We start from the raw sequence: 20,889 nt of genomic DNA on the forward strand, positions 1-20,889 counted from the left end.
ACCGGGGCTTTCTCGCGTTTCCGGCGCATTTTCCGGCCGTTCTCCCCGATCGTCCCGAATCCCCCCACCTCTTCCCACCTCTCCCCATATCGCCGCACCCTCCGCACCCCTCTGCGTCGGCCGACGATGTCTGCGGGTAGGGTCATGGGGCATCGTTGGTACATTTCCCCACAGGAGGCCCCCGGGTGGAGGTCCAGGAGACGCGCGTCCAGACCAACCGCGTCCTCACCATCCCGAACATCCTCAGCATGGCCCGCCTCGTCGGCGTACCCCTCTTCCTGTGGCTGATCCTTCGGCCAGAGCTCGACGGCCACAACAGCGACGGCTGGGCCCTGCTCGTGCTGGCACTGAGCGGAGTCAGCGACTACCTCGACGGCAAGCTCGCCCGGCGCTGGAACCAGATCAGCAGCCTCGGCCGGCTCCTCGACCCCGCCGCCGACCGGCTCTACATCCTCTCCACCCTCGTCGGCCTGACCTGGCGGGACATCCTCCCGCTCTGGATGACCGCAGCCCTCCTCGCCCGCGAAGCGATGCTGCTGGTCATGGTGTGGATTCTGCGCCGCCACGGCTATCCGCCGCCGCAGGTCAACTTCCTCGGGAAGGCCGCGACGTTCAATCTCATGTACGCCTTCCCGTTGCTGCTTCTCAGTGACGGTGACGGCTGGTTGTGCTCACTCGCAGCGATTTTCGGATGGGCGTTCGCCGGATGGGGTACAACGCTCTATTGGTGGGCAGGGATCCTCTATGTGGTCCAAGTCCGCCGACTGGTGAAGGCGGACCACCAGTCCGACTGACCTCGCCGGAGTTCCGGATCCATTCCGGACCCCGACGTCGTATCCGGGATACGCAGAACGGCTCAGGCGCGTTCAGTCGGCATGACCGTCGTCTCTTCAAGGAGGACGCTTCCGACATGAAGGCCGTCGTGATGGCCGGCGGCGAAGGCACCCGCCTTCGCCCCATGACCTCGAGCATGCCCAAGCCGCTCCTGCCGGTGGCCAACCGGCCGATCATGGAGCATGTGCTACGACTGCTCAAACGGCACGGGCTCACCGAGACCGTGGTGACCGTGCAGTTCCTCGCCTCTCTCGTCAAGAACTACTTCGGGGACGGCGAAGAGCTCGGCATGGAGCTCACCTACGCCAATGAGGAAAAGCCACTCGGCACGGCGGGCAGCGTCAAGAACGCCGAAGAAGCGCTCAAGGACGATGCCTTCCTGGTGATCTCCGGAGACGCCCTCACCGACTTCGACCTCACCGACCTGATCCGTTTCCACAAGGAGAAGGGCGCCCTCGTCACCGTCTGCCTCACACGGGTGCCCAATCCACTGGAATTCGGCATCACCATCGTCGACGAGAACGGCAAGGTCGAGCGCTTCCTCGAAAAGCCGACCTGGGGCCAGGTCTTCTCCGACACCGTCAATACCGGTATCTACGTCATGGAGCCGGAGGTCTTCGACTACGTCCAGGCCGACGTGCCCGTCGACTGGTCCGGTGATGTCTTCCCGCAGCTGATGAAGGAAGGCAAGCCCGTCTTCGGCTACATCGCCGAGGGCTACTGGGAGGACGTCGGCACCCACGAGAGCTACGGCAAGGCCCAAGCCGATGTCCTCGAAGGCAGAGTCGACGTCGACATAGACGGTTTCGAGATCTCCCCGGGCGTCTGGGTGGCCGAAGGCGCGGAGGTCCACCCCGACGCCGTCCTGCGCGGCCCCCTCTACATCGGGGACTATGCCAAGGTCGAGGCCGGCGCCGAGATCCGCGAGCACACCGTCGTGGGCTCCAACGTCGTCGTCAAGAGCGGCGCCTTCCTGCACAAGGCCGTCGTCCACGACAACGTCTACGTCGGGCAGCAGAGCAACCTGCGCGGCTGTGTCATCGGCAAGAACACCGACATCATGCGCGCCGCCCGCATCGAGGACGGAGCCGTCATCGGTGACGAGTGCCTCGTCGGTGAGGAATCGATTATTCAGGGCAACGTCCGCGTCTACCCCTTCAAGACGATCGAGGCCGGCGCGTTCGTCAACACCTCGGTCATCTGGGAGTCCCGCGGCCAGGCGAACCTCTTCGGCACGCGCGGTGTGTCCGGCATCCTCAACGTGGAGATCACCCCGGAACTGGCGGTACGGCTCGCGGGCGCGTACGCCACCACGCTCAAGAAGGGCTCCACGGTCACCACGGCGCGCGACCACTCCCGCGGCGCGCGGGCGCTCAAGCGCGCGGTGATCTCCGCGCTGCAGGCCAGCGCCATAGACGTACGCGACCTGGAGAACGTACCGCTGCCGGTGGCCCGCCAGCAGACCGCTCGGGGCAGCGCCGGCGGCATCATGATCCGTACGTCGCCCGGCGTGCCGGACTCCGTGGACATCATGTTCTTCGACGAGCGCGGTGCCGACCTCTCCCAGGCCGGACAGCGCAAGCTCGACCGCGTGTACGCCCGCCAGGAATACCGGCGCGCGTTCCCCGGGGAGATCGGCGACCTGTCCTTCCCCTCCAGCGTCTACGACTCCTACGCGGGCTCACTGCTGCGGGCCGTGGACACCACCGGCGTCGCCGAGGCCGGGCTCAAGGTCGTCGTCGACGCGTCCAACGGCAGCGCGGGGCTCGTCCTGCCCAGCCTGCTGGGCCGGCTCGGGGTGGACGCGTTCATCATCAACCCCGGTCTCGACGAGTCCCGCCCGACCGAGACCGCCGATGCCCGCCGCTCCGGACTGGTCCGGCTGGGCGAGATCGTGGCCTCCGCGCGGGCCGCGTTCGGCGTCCGGTTCGACCCCGTGGGCGAGCGGATCTCGCTCGTGGACGAGCGCGGCCGCATCGTCGAGGACGACCGGGCCCTGCTCGTGCTGCTCGACCTCGTCGCCGCCGAACGGCGCAGCGGGAAGGTGGCGCTGCCGGTGACCACGACCCGCATCGCCGAACAGGTGGCCGCCTATCACGGTACGCAGGTGGAGTGGACGACGACGTCGCCCGACGACCTGACCAGGGTCGGCCGTGCGGAGACCACGATCTTCGGTGGTGACGGCCGGGGCGGCTTCATCGTGCCCGAGTCCAGCAGCGTCTTCGACGGCACGGCGGCGTTCGTACGGCTGATCGGCCTGGTGGCCCGTACCCAGCTCACGCTCAGCCAGATAGACGCACGCATTCCCAGGGCGCACGTCCTGCGCCGTGACCTGGCCACTCCGTGGGCGGTCAAGGGGCTCGTGATGCGGCATGTCGTCGAGGCGGCCGGGGACCGTTCGGTGGACACCACCGACGGCGTGCGGGTCGTCGAGGCGGACGGGCGCTGGGTGATGGTGCTGCCCGACCCGGCCGAGGCCGTGACGCACCTGTGGGCGGAGGGCCCTGACGACGCCTCGGCGCAGGCCCTCCTCGACGAGTGGTCGGCGGTCGTGGACGGCGCCGGGCGCTGATCGCCGGGCGCCGCGCCGTGAGGTGAGAGGCGCCGTCTCCTTCTGCCCGTATCCGGCACGCCGGTGGGGCCATTGGGAGACGGCGCCTCCGACGTGCGACGATGTGCGGCATGTCGCAGCAGCCCCCCGTTCGGAGGACGGCATCGCCGTCTCCGCGTCCCGATGCATCGATGTCGCTGCTGACCAACGTGATGGACCACAGCCTCGACGACGGGTACGCCGAGGCGGCCGCCCGGCGCGGCAGCGACGGCGGCAGGGGACTGCCGACCGCGCTGCGCGCCAAGTTGGGGCTGGCCGCCGCGCTGCTGCTCGCCGCGGCGGTGGTGACCATCGGCGCCGCGCAGGCGCAGATATCGGCACCCACACTGGCCAAGGAGCGCCAGCAGCTCATCGACCGCATCCAGAAGGAGTCCTCCGACGCCGACGCGCTGCAGAAGAATGTCGACACGCTGCGGGACGCGGTCGGCACGAAGCAGCGTGACGTCCTGGAGAAACACGGCGGGGACAAGGCCGACTTGGTGGCCCTGCTCGCCGGTGCCACCGCGGTGCGGGGCCCCGGTGTGAAGCTGGTCGTGGACGACGCCAAGCAGACGAAGCAGAGCGGTGGCGGCGGGCCGCGCGAGAGCAGCGGTTTCTCCGACACGGGCCGGGTGCGTGACCGTGACATGCAACGCATCGTCAACGGTCTGTGGCAGTCCGGCGCGGAGGCGATCGCGGTGAACGGGCAGCGGTTGACGGCTCTGTCGGCGATCAGGGCCGCGGGGGACGCCATACTGGTCGACAACAAGCCACTGGTGCCGCCGTACACGGTGCTGGCGGTCGGGGACGGGCAGCGGCTGAGCTCCGCTTTCCAGAGCAGCGCCGACGGACAGTACCTGCGCGTTCTGCAGCAGAACTACGGGGTCCGCTCAAACATTTCCGCTCAGGGCGAGGTACGGCTTCCGGCCGCGCCGAGCCTGATCGTACGTACCGCAAAGCCGCAGGGGAAGGGCACATCGTGATCGCCGTATTGGGCCTCATCGTGGGAGTCGTGGTGGGACTGGTCGTCCGCCCCGTGGTGCCGACGGCGGTCGAGCCCTACCTCCCCATCGCCGTCGTGGCGGCGCTCGACGCGGTGTTCGGTGGCCTCCGGGCGATGCTCGACGGGATCTTCGACGACAAGGTGTTCGTCGTCTCCTTCCTGTCCAACGTGGTGGTGGCCGCCCTGATCGTGTTCCTCGGCGACAAGCTCGGCGTGGGGGCGCAGTTGTCCACCGGCGTCGTGGTCGTCCTGGGCATCCGGATCTTCTCCAACGCGGCCGCCATCCGGCGGCACATCTTCCGGGCGTGAGGCCGATGAGCACCGACGACACCCCGGACGAGCCGACGGGCCGGCCCGCCGCCGGCGGAGCGGGCGAACCGGAGCGGCCGAAGAAGCCGGAGAGCACCGGGAAGCCCGAGAGCGAGGCCGCGGCCTCGCCTCAGGAGCCGGCCGTGCCGGAGCGGACCGCACTCCCGGACGAACCGGCAGAAGAGCCGAGGAAACCGGCGAAACCGACGAAGCCTCAGGATTCCTCCGAGGGATCGGAGGGGGCGGAGCGGCCCGCGCCGGAAGGGGCGCCGGTCGCCGCCGGGTTGACCGGTCGTCAACGCCTGATGAGCGGTTTGTGGCCGCCCCGGCTGACCCGGGCGCAGCTCACCGTCGCCGTGCTGCTGTGCGTGCTCGGCCTCGGCCTGGCCATTCAGGTCCGTTCGACGAACGACAGCAGCGCGCTGCGCGGTGCCCGGCAGGAGGATCTCGTACGGATCCTGGACGAGCTGGACAACCGCACCAAGCGGCTGGAGGACGAGAAGCGGCGGCTGGAGGGTCAGCGCACCGAGCTGGAGAGCAGCTCGAACCAGGCCGCCGAGGCGCGTAAGCAGACCTCGCAGAAGGAGGAGCAGCTCGGCGTGCTCGCGGGCACGGTGGCGGCCCAGGGGCCCGGCATCGAGCTCACGGTGAGCGATCCCCGGGGCGCGGTCGAGGCGGACAAGCTGCTCGACACCCTCCAGGAGCTGCGCGCCGCGGGCGCGGAGGCGATCCAGATCAACGACGTCCGGATCGCCGCCGACACCTTCTTCTCGGGCGCGGCGGGGAAGGTGGAGATCGACGGCAAGAAGGTCTCGCAGCCCTACCGGTTCAAGGTGATCGGCAAGCCGCAGGACCTGGAGCCGGCGCTGAACATCCCCGGAGGCGTGGTGCAGACGCTGGAGAAGGAGCAGGCGGGTGTCACGGTCCAGCGGTCTGAGAAGATCGTTGTGGACGCCTTGCGCCCGGCGAAGCGGCCTGACTACGCTCGGTCGTCATCGCAGTGAGGCGGGCGGGCACGGTGGCCTCACGCGGAGGCCACGAGCTTGCGGGGGGTCGGCGCACCAAGTCGAGGGTGCGTGGTGGAAACTGTCTGTTGACCACGGACGTTATACGGATGTCCAGGTCGGACGGTGTGTGCATCGAGGGTTTGTCCTGCCCCACGGGCGGGTCTGTTTCGGTCAAGGGGAATCGCCCGTGAAGTTGTTTGCGAAGTTGTTCGGCAAGAGCGCACGCCAGGAGGGTGGCAGCTCCGCTCGCCACCGCGCGTCGCGTCCCGCGGAGGGCGGGGAGGGGGCCCAGGAGGGGCGCCCGCTGTTCCGGGACCAGGTCGGTGCCCCCGGAGGAGACATTTCGGGTGGGCAGGGCGCGTCTTCTGTTGACCCTGCCGCCACCGGACCCATAGGTTTCGGGGGACCAGCGACCTCAAGTGCGGGTGGAGGGTTTGCCTTGCCGGTATGTACGAGGTGTGGCCACCGGAATGCCGAGGCCAGTCGGTTCTGCTCCAACTGCGGTGCGCCGCTGCGGCCCGGCGCCGTCGCCGAGCGGGCCTCGGAGACGACCTCGACGATCTCCATCTCCGGCCTTGAGGCGTACGACTCCGAGACCACCGGCCAGACGCCGATCCCGCAGCTCTCCCCCGAGGCACAGGCGGCCGTCGACGCCCTCCCGCTGGGCTCCGCCCTGCTGGTGGTGCGCCGCGGGCCGAACTCCGGCAGCCGCTTCCTGCTGGACGGCGAGCTGACCACCGCGGGCCGGCACCCGCAGAGCGACATCTTCCTCGACGACGTCACCGTCTCGCGGCGCCACGTGGAGTTCCGCAGAGGCCAGGACGGCGGCTTCACCGTCGCCGACGTCGGCAGCCTGAACGGCACGTATGTCAACCGCGAGCGGATCGACTCCGTCCCGCTCCAGAACGGCGACGAGGTCCAGATCGGCAAGTACCGTCTGGTCTTCTATGGCAGCCAGCGGGGCATCTGACCCTTCCCCGGACTCCGTCCGGGGGGACCCCCAGGGAAGGGCCATGCTGCGAACACCGTCGGGCGGTGCCGGGACATCCGGTGCCGCCGGCGCGGACGGACGGCTGATGAGCATCGGTACGGTGCTCAACCTCCTGCGGGACGAATTCCCCGAGGTCACCATCTCCAAGATCCGCTTCCTCGAGGCGGAGGGCCTGGTGGAGCCGCAGCGCACGCCGTCCGGCTATCGCAAGTTCAGCACGGCCGACATCGAGCGGCTCGCCTACGTGCTGCGGATGCAGCGCGACCACTACCTGCCGCTCAAGGTCATCAGGGAACACCTCGACGCGCTCGCCAGGGGCGAGCGGGCGCCGCTGCCGGCCTCCGGGCAGCCGTGTGGCGCCGTGGATCTCCAGGGCGCGGGCGGGGGCCCCGAGGGGCCCCTGGCCGCGGGCTCCCGCCGTCCCACGGCGGCGCGCGTGGGGCGGGAGGAGCTGCTGGCCGCCACCGAGGTCACGGAGCGCGAGCTGGCGGAGTGGGAGTCGTACGGCCTGGTGGCAGCCCACCCGGACGGCGGATTCGGCCTGGATTCCGTCGCCGTGGCCAAGCTGGTCGCCGACCTGGGCCGTTTTGGACTGGAACCGCGGCATCTGCGCGCCGTGAAGGCCGCCGCCGAGCGCCAGGCCGACCTGGTCGAACAGGTGGTCGCACCGCTGCGCCGGCACCGGAATCCGCAGACCAGGGCCCATGCGGAGACCACCGCGCGGGAGCTCGCGACGCTCTCCGTACGACTGCACGCGGCGCTCGTACAGGCCGCGCTGCGCACGGGATCGCACTGACCGGCGAGTGCCCGACTACCCAAACCTGCCGAGCACGTCCTAGGGTTGCTGTGTGAACGAGCTCGATGTCGTGGGTGTCCGGGTGGAAATGCCCTCCAACCAGCCGATCGTGCTCCTGCGTGAAGTGGGAGGCGACCGTTACCTCCCGATCTGGATCGGACCGGGGGAGGCGACGGCCATCGCCTTCGCCCAGCAGGGCATGGCCCCGGCCCGTCCGCTGACCCATGACCTTTTCAAGGACGTGCTGGAGGCGGTCGGGCAGCAGCTCACGGAGGTGCGCATCACGGACCTGCGGGAGGGCGTCTTCTACGCGGAGCTCGTCTTCGCCAGCGGGGTCGAGGTCAGCGCCAGGCCGTCCGACGCCATAGCGCTGGCCCTGCGCACCGGTACGCCGATCTACGGCAGCGACGGGGTGCTGGACGACGCCGGGATCGCCATCCCGGACGAGCAGGAGGACGAGGTCGAGAAGTTCCGCGAGTTCCTCGACCAGATCTCGCCGGAGGACTTCGGCAGCAGCAGCCAGTGAGGCCCGCGCCGACCACGCGGAAGCGGCGGCCGGAGCGCATTCGAGTAGCCCTTCCCGGCGCTGAGGTACGCAAAACCACTCTCTGGGTGATTATCACTCGGCGTGCCGAGTGTGGCGATCGTTGACGCACCCCTGGTGACTGCCTACCGTCGAGAAGGCAGGTCAAGGACGGAGGTCGGCGTGAGAAGCATGGGCGACGGTACGGCGGTCGGCAGTCCGTTTCCGCTGTACGGGGGGACGGTCGAACAGCCCTCCCGTCACGCGATCCCGGCAGCGGGCACGACGCCGCAGGGGCCGGAGACCGACAGGATCGGATACCGCGGGCCGACGGCGTGCGCCGCGGCCGGCATCACTTATCGCCAGCTCGACTACTGGGCCCGCACGGGTCTGGTGGAGCCGACGGTCCGGCCGGCTCACGGCACGGGCACGCAGCGGCTGTACAGCTTTCGGGACGTCGTCGTTCTCAAGATCGTGAAACGGCTGCTGGACACCGGCGTCTCCCTTCAGAACATCCGGACCGCCGTCCAGCACCTGCGCTCGCGCGGCATGGGCGACCTGCCGCAGATGACGCTGATGAGCGACGGCGCGACGGTCTACGAGTGCACCTCACCGGACGAGGTCGTCGACCTCCTCCAGGGCGGCCAGGGGGTCTTCGGCATCGCTGTGGGCGTCGTGTGGCGCGATGTGGAGAGCGCACTGTCCCAGCTGCACGGCGAGCGCGTGGACACGGGCGAGACGCTCATCGGCCACAACCCCGCCGACGAGCTGGCGCGGCGCCGCAACAGAGCGGTCTGAGGCCCTCCGGGGCGTGCCGACCGGCGCGCTTACGGCGTGCCGGTGGCACATCAGAGCGATTGTCAGTGGTGTGCGGGAGCATCGGGGGTGTGAGAGCCGCACCGACCATCCTGCATCTGGACATGGACGCCTTCTACGCCTCGGCGGAGCAGGCGGCCAAGCCCAGCCTGCGCGGAAAGCCCGTGGTGGTCGGCGGCATCGGGCCACGCGGCGTGGTGGCCACGGCCTCGTACGAGGCGCGGGTCTTCGGCGTCCACTCGGCCATGGCCACCGCCCAGGCGCGCCGGCTGTGCCCCAACGCCGCCTACCTCACCCCCCGGTTCACCCTCTACCGCCAGGTCAGCGAGGCGGTCATGGAACTGCTGGGGGCCCTGTCGCCGTTGGTGGAGCCGCTCAGCCTCGACGAGGCGTTCGTCGATCTCGAAGCGGGCGGCGTCGAGCCCTCGGCGGCGGCCGTCCGGGCCGTCGGGGAGCGGCTGCGCCGGGACATCCTGGCGGTCACGGGGCTGAGCGGTTCGGTGGGGCTCGCCGGCTCCAAGATGCTCGCCAAGATCGCCTCCGAGCAGGCCAAGCCCGACGGCCTCCTCCTCATCGAGTCCGGCACCGAGCTCCGCCTGCTGGGCCCCATGTCCGTGCGCGTCGTCCCGGGCGTCGGCCCCGCCACCGCGGAGACGCTGCGCCGGGCCGGGATCACGACCGTCGCCGAGACCGGCGAGGCGGGGGAGGCCGAGCTGGTGCGGCTTCTGGGCAAGGCCCACGGCTCCGGCCTGTACGCCCTGGCCACCGGGCACGACGACCGGCCCGTCGTGGCCGAGCGGGACGCCAAGTCGGTGTCGGTGGAGGACACCTTCGAGGAGGACGTGACCGACCGGACCCGCGTCCAGCTGGAGCTCGCGCGCCTCGCCGACCGGTGCGTACAGCGGCTGCGCGCGGCGGGCCGGTCGGGGCGCACGGTCGTGATCAAGGTGCGGCGCTACGACTTCTCGACGCTGACGCGCTCGGAGACGCTGCGCGGGCCGACCGACGACCCCACGGTGGTCAGGGAGGCGGCCGGGCGGCTGCTCGACGGCGTGGACACCACGGCGGGCGTGCGGCTGCTGGGCGTCGGCGTGACGGGCCTGGCCGACTACACCCAGGAGGACCTCTTCGCCCAAGCCGCGAGCGAGGCCGCCGCGGCCGTGGCGGAGGCAGCGCCCGACGACATCGGCCCGGGGGAGCCGGAGCAGGCGGAGGGCCCCGTGCCGCAGCCCAGGCGCTGGCTGCCGGGGCTGGACGTGCGGCACGCCGAGTACGGAGCCGGATGGATCCAGGGCAGCGGCGTAGGGCGGGTCACGGTCCGGTTCGAGCAGCCCTGGTCGGCGCCCGGCCGGGTGCGGACCTTCGCCGTCGACGACCCGGCGCTCGAACCGGGCGAGCCGCTGCCGCTCGTACGGGAGGCCGGCGCTCCGGAGCCCGCCGGTCAGCCGCCGGAGCCGTTGACCGTGCCGAGCCCCTCGTCGGCGGGGGAGCCGGCGGGCGGCGGGGGGTCCGGGGCGGGGAGGGCGAGGCCGTAGTGGTGGTAGAGCTGGAGCTCCTGTTCCGGGGAGAGGTGACGGCCGACCCCGAAGTCCGGGGCGTCCCTGATCAGGGCGCGCACGTAGGGAACGTGCAGGGCGTCGTCCACGACCCGGCTCGGTTCCAGGGGCACGAAGGCGTCGCGGCCGAAGAGGCCCGTGCGCACGGCCGCCCATTCCGGTTCACCGGTCGCGTCGTCGAGGTACACCTCGTCCACGGTGCCGATCTTCGCGCCCTTGAGATCGAACGCCTTGCGGCCGATGAGGCTTCGCGGATCGATATCACTCTGCACCGTTCCTCCCATGGTTCTCGCCGGCCCCGAGCCCCTCGGCGGGGCTCCGAGGAGCCCTCGCCACCAACGAAAAGCCACAAAGCGGGAACCGGCCACTCGAGGGATCCGGCCCCACCCGCGCTGGTAGGCTGGCGAATGGCCGCAGACCCTGTGCGGGAGAGTCCCCCAAAAGCCGTTCACCGGCTTCGGAGGGGGCGCCGAAGGAGCAAATCCTCCCCGGAATCTCTCAGGCACACGTACCGCACGGACGAGGTCACTCTGGAAAGCAGGGCGGGCCCAGGTCAGGCACAGCGCCGAAGCCCCTCCTCACCGACGGTGAAAGCCGGATCCCGCGAGGCGGTCCGGTGAAGCTCTCAGGTTGAGATGACAGAGGGGGAGGCCGTCCGGGTACCCGCGCCGTGGTACCCCTCGCAGGTCGCAACGACCAGGAGGCCTCCGCAGATGACAGCCCACCGCATCTCCCTTTCCGACCTGGAGCGGGGCACGCCCTTCGAACAGCGTCACATAGGCCCCGACGGCGAGGCCCAGGCCAAGATGCTCGCCCAGGTCGGGTTCGGCTCTCTCGACGAACTCACCGCCGCCGCCGTGCCGGACGTGATCAAGAGCACCGAGGCCCTGGACCTGCCCGCGGCCCGCAGCGAGGCCGAGGTCCTGGCCGAGCTGCGCGACCTCGCCGACCGCAATCAGGTGCTCGCACCGATGATCGGCCTCGGCTACTACGGCACCTTCACCCCGCCGGTGATCCTGCGCAACGTCATGGAGAACCCCGCCTGGTACACGGCGTACACGCCCTACCAGCCGGAGATCTCCCAGGGCCGCCTGGAAGCGCTGCTGAACTTCCAGACCGTGGTCGCCGACCTCACCGGCCTGCCCACCTCCGGAGCCTCCCTGCTCGACGAGGGCACCGCCGCCGCCGAGGCCATGGCGCTCTCCCGCCGCGTCGGCAAGGTCAAGAACGGTGTCTTCCTCGTCGACGCCGACACCCTGCCGCAGACCGTCGCCGTGATCGAGACCCGCGCCGAGCCGACCGGCGTCGAGGTCGTCGTCGCCGACCTCGCCGCCGGCATCCCGGACGACATCGCGGAGCGCGGCGTCTTCGGCGTCCTGCTCCAGTACCCCGGCGCCTCCGGTGCCGTGCGCGACCCGCGCCCGGTCATCGAGCGCGCCCACGAGCTCGGCGCGATCGTCACCGTCGCCGCCGACCTGCTCGCCCTGACGCTGCTCACCTCGCCCGGCGAGCTCGGCGCGGACATCGCCGTCGGCACCACCCAGCGCTTCGGCGTCCCCATGGGCTTCGGCGGACCGCACGCCGGATTCATGGCCGTACGCGAGAAGTTCGCGCGCAGCCTGCCCGGCCGCCTCGTCGGCGTCTCCGTCGACGCGGACGGCGACAAGGCCTACCGGCTCGCCCTGCAGACCCGCGAGCAGCACATCCGCCGCGAGAAGGCCACCAGCAACATCTGCACCGCGCAGGTGCTCCTCGCCGTCATGGCGGGGATGTACGCGGTCTACCACGGCCCGGACGGCCTCGCGGCCATCGCGCGCCGTACGCACCGTTACGCCACGCTGCTCGCGGAGGGGCTGCGGGGCGGCGGCGTCGAGGTCGCGCACGACGCGTACTTCGACACCCTGACCGCGCACGTCCCCGGCCGGGCGGCCGAGGTCGTCGCGGCGGCTCGTGAGCACGGCGTCAACCTGCGCCTGGCCGACGCCGACCGGGTCGGCATCGCCTGCGACGAGACCACCACCCGCGTCCAGCTGACCGCCGTGTGGTCCGCCTTCGGGGTGGAGGCCGACATCGAGGCGCTCGACGCCACCGCGGCCGACGCGCTCCCCGAGGGCCTCCTGCGCACCGACGAGTACCTCACGCACCCGGTCTTCCACCAGCACCGCTCCGAGACCGCGATGCTGCGCTACCTGCGCCGCCTCGCCGACCGGGACTACGCCCTGGACCGCGGCATGATCCCGCTGGGCTCGTGCACGATGAAGCTCAACGCCACCACCGAGATGGAGCCGGTCACCTGGCCGGAGTTCGGCGCGCTGCACCCCTTCGCGCCGGTCGGGCAGGCCGCCGGGTACCTCACGCTCATCACGGAGCTGGAGGAGCGGCTCGCCGAGATCACCGGCTACGACAAGGTCTCCATCCAGCCGAACGCCGGCTCCCAGGGCGAGCTCGCGGGCCTGCTGGCCGTCCGCGCCTACCACCGCGCCAACGGCGACGAGCAGCGCACCGTCTGTCTCATCCCGTCCTCCGCACACGGCACCAACGCCGCCAGCGCCGTGATGGCGGGCATGAAGGTCGTCGTCGTCAGGACCGGCGAGGACGGCGAGGTGGACGCCGACGACCTGCGCGCGAAGATCGAGCAGTACCGCGACGAGCTGTCCGTGCTGATGGTCACCTACCCCTCCACGCACGGTGTGTTCGAGGAGCACATCAGCGACATCTGCGCGCTCGTGCACGAGGCGGGCGGCCAGGTGTACGTCGACGGGGCCAACCTCAACGCCCTGGTCGGCGTGGCCGAGCCGGGCGAGTTCGGTGGCGACGTCTCGCACCTGAACCTGCACAAGACCTTCTGCATCCCGCACGGCGGCGGCGGTCCGGGCGTCGGCCCGGTCGGCGTCCGCGCCCACCTGGCGCCCTACCTGCCCAACCACCCGCTGCAGCCGACCGCGGGACCGGCGACCGGCGTCGGCCCCATCTCGGCCGCCCCGTGGGGCTCCGCGGGCATCCTGCCGATCTCCTGGGCGTACATCCGGCTCATGGGCGGCGAGGGCCTCAAGCGCGCCACCCAGGTCGCGGTGCTCGGCGCCAACTACATCGCCAAGCGCCTGGAGCCGCACTACCCGGTGCTCTACACCGGCCCGAACGGCCTGGTCGCGCACGAGTGCATCATCGACCTGCGGCCGCTCACCAAGGCGACCGGCGTCAGCGTCGACGACGTCGCCAAGCGGCTGATCGACTACGGCTTCCACGCGCCGACCATGTCGTTCCCGGTCGCCGGGACGCTGATGATCGAGCCGACGGAGAGCGAGGACCTCACCGAGCTGGATCGTTTCTGCGATGCGATGGCCGCCATCCGCGCCGAGATCGAGAAGGTCGGCTCCGGCGAGTGGGACAAGGACGACAACCCGCTGCGGAACGCCCCGCACACCGCCGCTTCGGTGACCGGTGCCTGGGACCACCCGTACACCCGTGACGAGGCCGCCTTCCCGGCCGGGGTGTCCGCCGCCGACAAGTACTGGCCGCCGGTGCGTCGGGTCGACGGTGCCTACGGTGACCGCAACCTCGTCTGCTCCTGCCCGCCGATGGACGAGTACGAGGGCTGATACCGGGGCTCGGAGAGCCCTACTGATCGAGTCGGGGCCGGTTCGGCGAGTGCGCCGGGCCGGCCCCTTGATGTGCCTGGTGCTGTGGTGCTGTGCCGTGGTGCGTCGTGCTGGTGGTTCCGGTCGTGCGGTGTGCGAGATGCGAGCTCAGGCAGCGGTCACCACATGGCCCGTTTCGAGCGGCCGGTGCGGCGCGATGATCTTGCCGTCCGGCAGCAGCTCACCGGTGTCCTCGAAGCAGAGGACGCCGTTGCACAGCAGGCTCCAGCCCTGCTCCGGGTGGTGAGCCACGAGGTGCGCGGCTTCCCGGTCGGCTGAGTCGGCTGATGGGCACGTGGGCTGGTGCTGACACATGGAAGAGTTCTTTCGCTGCGATGTGGTGGCTGTCGTGCGGCTCGATGCGGTGGTCATGCCGCCCCCCGTTGATGAATCGGTTGGTCGATACCAGTGTTGCCCTACGGGCGAGATTCCGCAGGGATTTCCCGGCAGCGCTCCTCACAGGATGAGGACGCGTCACCCGTGCGGGCGGTTGCCACCAACCACACTGCCCCTTCGGGTGGTTAGGCATGGCCGGACGGGGCTAGTCCTGCGGGATGGGCACAGGTGTGCGCCCCGTGGCGTGGGCTGGGCCGCGGGGCGCGTACGGGCTCCGGAGGGTGCCCTCAGGCGGGCGTCTTGAGCAGGGGTGGCGGGGCGAGCCGGAGGGTGAGGACGGGCAGCAGCTCGGCGAAGCGGTGCGGGCGGTGCGCGGCGATGCCCGGCGGCGCCGGGGCGAGCGGCACCAGCAGGTCGCCCGGGGCCGGCAGCCCGGACCCGGCGTCGGCGGCGATGTCGCCGTGGAGCCAGAGGGTGAGCATGTAGAGCTCCGGTACCGACAACAGCCGGGGCTGGTAGGGCGTCGTCAGTGCCTCGGCCTGCCGCAGCGCGCGTTCGGTGGAGCCCAGGTAGGGACCCTCGAAGAAATGGGAGAAGCCCCAGCCGTCCGCCGTCGGCGCCGTCTCGGCCGCGGCCACCGTGCGCCCCGCCCCGCGGATCTGGAAACGCCAGCCGGTGAGCCGGGTGCGCGGGGTGCCGCCGCGATGGGTGGCCTGCTCCAGGACGTGCACGGGCAGGGGGAGTTCGGGGCTGAGGGGACCCTGCGCGGACTTCAGGGACGGGGTGCGCGCCTCGCGGACGGCGGTGGGGGAGCCGAGGGCGGTGACGACACTGCGCAGGGCAGGCGCGGGGGCAGGGGGAACATGCAGCGGCATGGTGGGTCGCCTCTCACTTCGGAGACACGTTGTGCTGGGCAGGTGCGGACGACGCTGTCAGCGTGCGGGGTCAGAGGGGGGCCGGGACCGTACCGACTGCCGGGGCCGGGGCGCCTGCTCTCTGCCTCGTCTCCGAAGTTTATACGACACATGTTCACATGGTGTTTCGGCTAGCCGTCGCGCGTATTTCCCGCAAGAGGAAATCCGGTAGGCCACCCCGGGGTGATTTCGGTGATTCTGTGCCAGAATCGCGCACGCCACCTCGCATTGTTCACCAGGCAGGGTAGGCCGGATCTCGTCGGTGTTTATCACCAGCGTCCGCGTGAAAACGGAGCTTTGTGCCATGCCGACGGAATGTGCCTGGTGATGCGTACCGGCGAGCGTACTGGGTAAGCGGCCGCGGCGGGGCGCTATCGATCACATTGGCTGGGCATCATCGACCGTGACCCGGGCGGCCGGCGCTACGGGCGACCCGTGCGAGGAAGGACGCCGCGATGGGTGAGAAGGTCGTGGCCGAGAGGTTCGCTCTCGCCGACCGGCAGCACCACCGGGACAAGCTCCGGCAGTGCCTGGACGTGTTGGCGAGGCTGCTGGCGGAGAAGCGATTCGACCGCCCCAGGAATCTCATGGGCCTGGAGATCGAGCTGAATCTCGCGGGCTCCGACGGCATGCCGAGCATGGTGAACGCGGAAGTGCTGAACCGTATCGCGAGCGGGGATTTCCAGACCGAACTCGGACGTTTCAACCTTGAGGTGAACATTGTTCCGCACCGGCTCTCCGGGCGCGTGCTCGACCAGCTCGCCGAAGAGCTGCGCACCGGTTTGTCCTATGCCGATCGCAAGGCCATGGAGGTCGATTCCGGGATTGTGATGATCGGTATTCTGCCGACGCTCCGGGACCGCCATCTCGTCTCCGCGAATCTCTCCGAGGCCGACCGCTACCGGCTGCTCAACGACCAGATCGTGGCCGCGCGGGGCGAGCATTTCACGATCGATATCGAGGGTGTCGAGCGGCTGACCAGCACTGCGGCGTCGATCGCGCCGGAAGCGGCTTGTACGTCCGTCCAGTTGCACCTCCAGGTCACACCGGGGCGCTTCGCGGCCGTGTGGAACGCCGCGCAGGCCGTCGCGGCGGCGCAGATCGCCGTCGGCGCCAACTCGCCCTTCCTCTTCGGCCGGGAGCTGTGGCGCGAGTCGCGGCCACCGCTCTTCGTCCAGTCCACCGACACGCGCCCGCTCGAGCTCAAGGCACAGGGCGTCCGGCCGCGCACCTGGTTCGGGGAGTGCTGGATCGATTCCGCATACGATTTGTTCGAGGAGAACCTCCGCTTCTTCCCGCCCCTGCTGCCGATCTCCGACGACGAGGAGCCGATGAAGGTCCTGGAGGAGGGCGGTGTGCCGCGGCTGCACGAGCTCACTCTTCACAACGGCACCGTCTACCGCTGGAACCGGCCCGTCTACGCCGTCGCCGACGGCGTCCCGCATCTGCGGGTCGAGAACCGCGTGCTGCCCGCCGGGCCCACCGTCACCGACGTCATCGCCAACGCCGCGTTCTACTACGGGCTGGTCAGGGCGCTCGCCGAGGAGGCGCGCCCGGTGTGGACCCGGCTGCCGTTCTCCGTCGCGGCGGAGAACTTCGACACCGCCTGCCGGCACGGCATCGACGCCTGGCTGCGCTGGCCGAAGGCGGGCCGCAACGGCGCGCTGGTCCGGGTGCCGGCCGTCCGGCTCGTACGGGAGGAGCTGCTGCCGCTGGCGGCCGCGGGGCTCGACGCGTGGGGCGTCGAACCCGCCGACCGCGACCGCTATCTCGGAGTGATCGAGGGTCGCTGTCGTGGCCGCGTCAACGGCGCCTCCTGGCAGGCCGCCACGTACCACCTGGCCCGGGACCGGGGGCTGGACCGGGAGAAGGCGCTGGCCGCCACCACGCGCCGCTACTGCGAGCTGATGCGCACCGGGGAGCCGGTGCACACCTGGCCGGCCGGCCTCGGCGACTGACACCGCCGTCCACCCCCTGCCGCACCACCGGGGAGCCGTCGGGCAAGCTGTGACGACGGCCGGCCGTGGTGGGCGGCAGGGACAGTGGAGGCGGTTGTGCGGCAGAACGCGCGGGGCGAGGACGGGACCCTGCCGGACGCCCCTTCCGGCGCGCCGGCGGCCGAGAGGTTCCGGCGGCGCGTGCTGGGCGGCGAGACGCTGCTCGTCCTGGCGCTGTCGCTGGGTGCCAGCGCGGTCTCCGCGCTGATCAGCTTCGTCGGCGCGGCCACCAGGCCCGGCGGCCTCAAGGACCAGGCCGCCCACCTCAACGCCTCGCACGCCCCCGGGCGGCCGTGGCTGGACCTCTCCTGGCAGGTCTTCGGCATCGCGACCGCGCTGGTGCCGGTGTTCCTCGTCGCCCACCTGCTGCTGCGGGAGAGCCGCGGCGAGGGCGGCCTGCGGCTCATCGGCCTGGACCGCACCCGCCCCGTCTTCGACCTCGGCCGCGGCACGGCGCTCGCGGCGGCCATCGGCGGCACCGGGCTGCTCTTCTACCTCGGGGTACGGGCGGCCGGGTTCAACCTGACCGTGGTGCCGGAGTCGCTGCCCGAGGTGTGGTGGAAGATCCCGGTCCTGATCGCCTCCGCCGTGCAGAACGCGGTCCTGGAGGAGGTCGTGGTCGTCGGCTATCTGCTGCGCAGGCTCGGGCAGCTGGGCTGGACACCGGCGGCCGCGCTGGTGGCGAGCGCCGCGCTGCGCGGTTCGTACCACCTGTACCAGGGGATCGGCGGGCTCGTCGGCAACATGGTGATGGGCGTGGTGTTCGTGCTGCTCTACCGGCGGTGGGGGCGGGTGGGACCGCTGGTCGCCGCGCACGCGCTGATAGACGTCGTCGCGTTCGTCGGCTATGCCCTGCTCGCGGGCAAGGTGGGCTGGCTGCCCACGGCCTGACCCGCCCCCCAGCGGTCAGGCGAGCAGTTCGCCGTCGATGACGGTGACGGCGTCGCCGGTCAGCAGCGTGCGGTCGCCGCGCAGCGCGGTGCGTACGAGCCCGGTGCGCGCGGACGCCTGGAGCCCCGTCAGGTCGTCACGGCCCAGGCGGGCGGACCAGAAGGGGGCCAGGGCGGTGTGCGCGCTGCCGGTCACGGGGTCCTCGTCGATGCCGACGTTGGGGAAGAAGCAGCGCGAGACGTAGTCGTAGCCGCCGGCCGGGTCCTCGGCGGCGGCGGTGGCGATGATGCCGCGGTGGGAGTGCCGGGCGAGTGCCGCGATGTCGGGGGCCAGGGACCGGACGGTCTTCTCGTCGGCGAGTTCGATGAGGAGGTCGCCGATGTGCGGCCCGGTGTCATGGGTGGTGAGCGGTGCGGCGCCGAGCGCGGCGGCGACCCCCTCCGGGGCGGCGACCGGGGTGAGCGGCGCGGTCGGGAAGTCGAGCGTGATCGAGCCGTCCGGGTGGGCGGTCGCGGTGAGGATTCCGCAGCGCGCGGTGAAGCGCACGGTGCCGGTGGCGGTGCCCGTGGTGTGCAGGACGTGCGCGGTGGCCAGCGTGGCGTGGCCGCACATGTCGACCTCGGTCGCGGGGGTGAACCAGCGCAGGGCCCAGTCGGCCTCGCCGCCCTCGGGCAGGGGGTGTGCGAAGGCGGTCTCGGAGAGGTTGACCTCGGTGGCGATCCGCTGGAGCCGGTCGTCGTCCGGGAAGTGGCCGGAGTCGAGGAGAAGGACCCCCGCCGGGTTGCCGGCGAACGGGCGTTTGGTGAAGGCGTCGACGATTCGTATCCGCATGGCGGGACCGTACGGGGCCATCGGCGCAGCGGGACAGGGCCAATCCTTGGGAAGTGGAACCGAATCGAGCGGGTGTCCCGGCTTGAACGATCTGGTTCGGCGTCGGGCCGCTGATTCGGGCTGTGCGGGCATGAACTCTGCTCGGACCGGTTCCGGCTCCGGCCGGACTACCGGGCCGGCGGCGCCCGCGTCCTCTGCGGCAGCGTCACCGCCAAGGGCGCCCGGCTGCACCTGCTCGACGCCTTCCCCGGGGACGGCGCCTGAGCCGCGACCGACGCGGGCCCCACTGACGCGGGCCGGCCCCCTGGTGGGGGCCCGGGCGCGGCCCGCGTTGCCGACGAGGGGTCACAGTGGGTCGAGGCGGCGCTTGAGCAGGCAGAACTCATTGCCTTCGGGATCGGCGAGAACGTGCCAGGACGCCTCCGCGGGCTGACCGATGTCGACGAGTTCGGCCCCGGCGGCGAGGAGGCGTTCGAGCTCGGCGTCCTGATCGCGGTCGGTGGCGTTGACGTCGATGTGCAGCCGGGCATGCCCGTTCTTCGGCTCGTCGTTGCGGATGAGGAAGATCGTCGGCTGCGGGCCGCCGAACCCTTCGCGCGGCCCTATCTCGATGCAGCCCTCCTCCTCACGATCGAGCACCACGAAGTCCAGGACCTCGCACCAGAACCGCGCCAGCGCCTCGGGGTCGTGGCATTTGAGCACGAGCTCACTGATACGGCATGCCATTGATGAAACCTACTCTCAGCGGGGGAACTGCCGGGGTGGCCGCACGCGGATCTCATGGGCTCCCCGCAGTGAACACTTCCGCGACCGTACCGGGCGAGGCGAACAGCGGCGAAGCGATTTCAGGCCCTCGCCGGGCCGCCAGTCGGCGAGGGCCGTAGGTCGCGCAGTAGGGCAGCTGACTTCGAGACACGCCCTGGGCGCGCGACGCTCGCGCTGAGGCGCGAAGGTTCGCCGAGACGAAGCCAGGCCGGTCCAGCTTCGGTGAGTTCAGCGACCTTCGCTGGCAGGTCGGAAGGGAGCCGGTGCGGGCATTGTCATGCGATCGGTTCCGATATATCGTTGAAGTGTCGCGACTGGTCAAGACCGATCAACGATGGGAGGAATGTCATGTGGCGTTCATACGGACATGAACACCGCTCGCACGGACACGAGCACCGTGGGCCCGGTCGTCGGGGGCCGGGCGAGTTCGAGGAGCGGCGTGCCGCCTTCGGGCCCTTCGGGCCGGGGTTCGGCGGACCGTGGGGCCGCGGGCGCGGCGGTCCGGGCGGCAGGGCGCGGCGCGGCGACGTCCGCGCGTCGATCCTGGCGCTGCTGAAGGACCGGCCGATGCACGGCTACGAGATGATCCAGGAGATCGCCGAGCGCAGTGGCGGAGCCTGGAAGCCCAGCCCCGGCTCGGTCTATCCCACGCTCCAGATGATGGAGGACGAGGGCCTGATCGTGAGCGAGAGCGAGGGCGGCAAGAAGCTGTTCACGCTCACCGATACGGGCCGCGCCGAGGCCGACGCCGGACCGGGGACGCCCTGGCAGGAAGTCGGCCGCGGTGTCGACTGGGAGTCGGCGCAGGAGATCCGGCAGGCGGGATTCGGGCTGATGGAAGCCCTCGGGCAGGTCTGGAAGACCGGCAGCGAGGAGCAGCGCAAGAAGGCGCTGGACGTCATCAACGAGTCGCGCAAGAAGCTGTATCTGATCCTCGCCGACGAGCGCTGAGTCCTCTCGGTCAGGCTTCGGCCGCCCGTTCGGCACGCCCGGGACATATCCGCCCTCATCCTCCTCAAGGATGAGGGCGGAGTCGTCCGTGCCCAACCGCGGTGGGAGACGGGAATGCTTCCCGCCGGGGATGACCGGGCG

General features: G+C 70.8%; 19 protein-coding genes and 1 riboswitch. Of the genes, 14 read left to right on the plus strand and 5 right to left on the minus strand.

Translation table 11 applies throughout. The features are described 5' to 3' along the window. Positions 1–185 precede the first annotated feature (185 nt). The 10 genes from J7E86_RS29000 (at position 186) to J7E86_RS29045 (ending at position 10,404) form a co-directional block, all read left to right on the plus strand. Entirely contained in the window at positions 186–794 is a 609-nt protein-coding gene (locus J7E86_RS29000; RefSeq protein WP_215085790.1) for a CDP-alcohol phosphatidyltransferase family protein, read from the plus strand. A 116-nt stretch (positions 795–910) separates the two neighbouring features. Further along, positions 911–3,406: a mannose-1-phosphate guanyltransferase gene (locus J7E86_RS29005; protein WP_215085791.1), complete on the plus strand. Its 2,496-nt coding sequence runs from the start codon at positions 911–913 to the stop codon at positions 3,404–3,406. A gap of 101 nt (positions 3,407–3,507) precedes the next feature. Next, entirely contained in the window at positions 3,508–4,407 is a 900-nt protein-coding gene (locus J7E86_RS29010) for a DUF881 domain-containing protein (protein ID WP_215085792.1), read from the plus strand. Next, entirely contained in the window at positions 4,404–4,736 is a 333-nt protein-coding gene (locus J7E86_RS29015) for a small basic family protein (protein ID WP_071964751.1), read from the plus strand. Before J7E86_RS29010 ends, J7E86_RS29015 begins: the two co-directional genes overlap by 4 nt. 5 nt (positions 4,737–4,741) lie before the next feature. Beyond that, on the plus strand, positions 4,742–5,740 hold the full coding sequence (locus J7E86_RS29020; RefSeq protein WP_215085793.1) for a DUF881 domain-containing protein: 999 nt from the start codon (positions 4,742–4,744) through the stop codon (positions 5,738–5,740). Between the two features lie 148 nt (positions 5,741–5,888). Further along, entirely contained in the window at positions 5,889–6,713 is an 825-nt protein-coding gene (locus tag J7E86_RS29025; protein WP_374223874.1) for an FHA domain-containing protein, read from the plus strand. A gap of 43 nt (positions 6,714–6,756) precedes the next feature. Continuing rightward, positions 6,757–7,530, plus strand: a complete 774-nt coding sequence (locus tag J7E86_RS29030; RefSeq protein WP_215085794.1) for a MerR family transcriptional regulator — start codon at positions 6,757–6,759, stop codon at positions 7,528–7,530. Positions 7,531–7,582: 52 nt separating this feature from the next. Continuing rightward, a complete protein-coding gene (locus J7E86_RS29035) occupies positions 7,583–8,056 on the plus strand; it encodes a bifunctional nuclease family protein (RefSeq protein WP_030364453.1) in 474 nt (157 codons plus the stop codon). Between the two features lie 189 nt (positions 8,057–8,245). Beyond that, positions 8,246–8,851 carry a MerR family transcriptional regulator gene (locus tag J7E86_RS29040; protein WP_251019841.1) on the plus strand — a complete coding sequence of 202 codons (606 nt, stop codon included), beginning with the start codon at positions 8,246–8,248 and terminating at the stop codon, positions 8,849–8,851. Between the two features lie 89 nt (positions 8,852–8,940). Then, entirely contained in the window at positions 8,941–10,404 is a 1,464-nt protein-coding gene (locus J7E86_RS29045) for a DNA polymerase IV (RefSeq protein ID WP_215085796.1), read from the plus strand. On the opposite strand, the gene J7E86_RS29050 is transcribed toward J7E86_RS29045, so the two are convergent. Then, a complete protein-coding gene (locus tag J7E86_RS29050) occupies positions 10,311–10,697 on the minus strand; it encodes a PRC-barrel domain-containing protein (protein ID WP_215085797.1) in 387 nt (128 codons plus the stop codon). The genes J7E86_RS29045 and J7E86_RS29050 overlap by 94 nt on opposite strands. A 143-nt stretch (positions 10,698–10,840) precedes the next feature. Continuing rightward, a riboswitch (glycine riboswitch) is annotated at positions 10,841–10,949 on the plus strand. 189 nt (positions 10,950–11,138) lie between these two features. Here J7E86_RS29050 and gcvP point away from each other — a divergent pair. Then, complete coding sequence (gene gcvP / locus J7E86_RS29055; RefSeq protein WP_215085798.1) at positions 11,139–14,024, plus strand: aminomethyl-transferring glycine dehydrogenase; 2,886 nt, start codon at positions 11,139–11,141, stop codon at positions 14,022–14,024. A gap of 147 nt (positions 14,025–14,171) precedes the next feature. On the opposite strand, the gene J7E86_RS29060 is transcribed toward gcvP, so the two are convergent. Beyond that, positions 14,172–14,378, minus strand: coding sequence for a DUF5999 family protein (locus tag J7E86_RS29060; RefSeq protein WP_215085799.1), 207 nt, complete (start codon positions 14,376–14,378; stop codon positions 14,172–14,174). A 308-nt stretch (positions 14,379–14,686) separates the two neighbouring features. Continuing rightward, positions 14,687–15,274, minus strand: a complete 588-nt coding sequence (locus J7E86_RS29065) for a hypothetical protein (RefSeq protein ID WP_215085800.1) — start codon at positions 15,272–15,274, stop codon at positions 14,687–14,689. 494 nt (positions 15,275–15,768) lie between these two features. Between J7E86_RS29065 and J7E86_RS29070 the strand changes: the two genes are divergently transcribed. Together J7E86_RS29070 and J7E86_RS29075 are read left to right on the plus strand one after the other, a co-directional pair. After that, on the plus strand, positions 15,769–17,271 hold the full coding sequence (locus J7E86_RS29070; protein WP_215085801.1) for a glutamate--cysteine ligase: 1,503 nt from the start codon (positions 15,769–15,771) through the stop codon (positions 17,269–17,271). A gap of 129 nt (positions 17,272–17,400) precedes the next feature. Continuing rightward, on the plus strand, positions 17,401–18,201 hold the full coding sequence (locus J7E86_RS29075; protein ID WP_251019843.1) for a type II CAAX endopeptidase family protein: 801 nt from the start codon (positions 17,401–17,403) through the stop codon (positions 18,199–18,201). A 15-nt stretch (positions 18,202–18,216) separates the two neighbouring features. On the opposite strand, the gene J7E86_RS29080 is transcribed toward J7E86_RS29075, so the two are convergent. Beyond that, on the minus strand, positions 18,217–19,032 hold the full coding sequence (locus J7E86_RS29080; RefSeq protein WP_215085803.1) for a PhzF family phenazine biosynthesis protein: 816 nt from the start codon (positions 19,030–19,032) through the stop codon (positions 18,217–18,219). Between the two features lie 345 nt (positions 19,033–19,377). Further along, complete coding sequence (locus J7E86_RS29085) at positions 19,378–19,758, minus strand: VOC family protein (protein ID WP_215085804.1); 381 nt, start codon at positions 19,756–19,758, stop codon at positions 19,378–19,380. A 387-nt stretch (positions 19,759–20,145) separates the two neighbouring features. Between J7E86_RS29085 and J7E86_RS29090 the strand changes: the two genes are divergently transcribed. Next, positions 20,146–20,748 (plus strand): PadR family transcriptional regulator, encoded by a 603-nt coding sequence (locus J7E86_RS29090; RefSeq protein ID WP_215085805.1) that lies wholly within the window; start codon positions 20,146–20,148, stop codon positions 20,746–20,748. The last annotated feature ends 141 nt before the right edge of the window (positions 20,749–20,889 follow it).

This window comes from Streptomyces sp. ISL-11 (genome assembly GCF_018614525.1).
GTDB lineage: Bacteria > Actinomycetota > Actinomycetes > Streptomycetales > Streptomycetaceae > Streptomyces.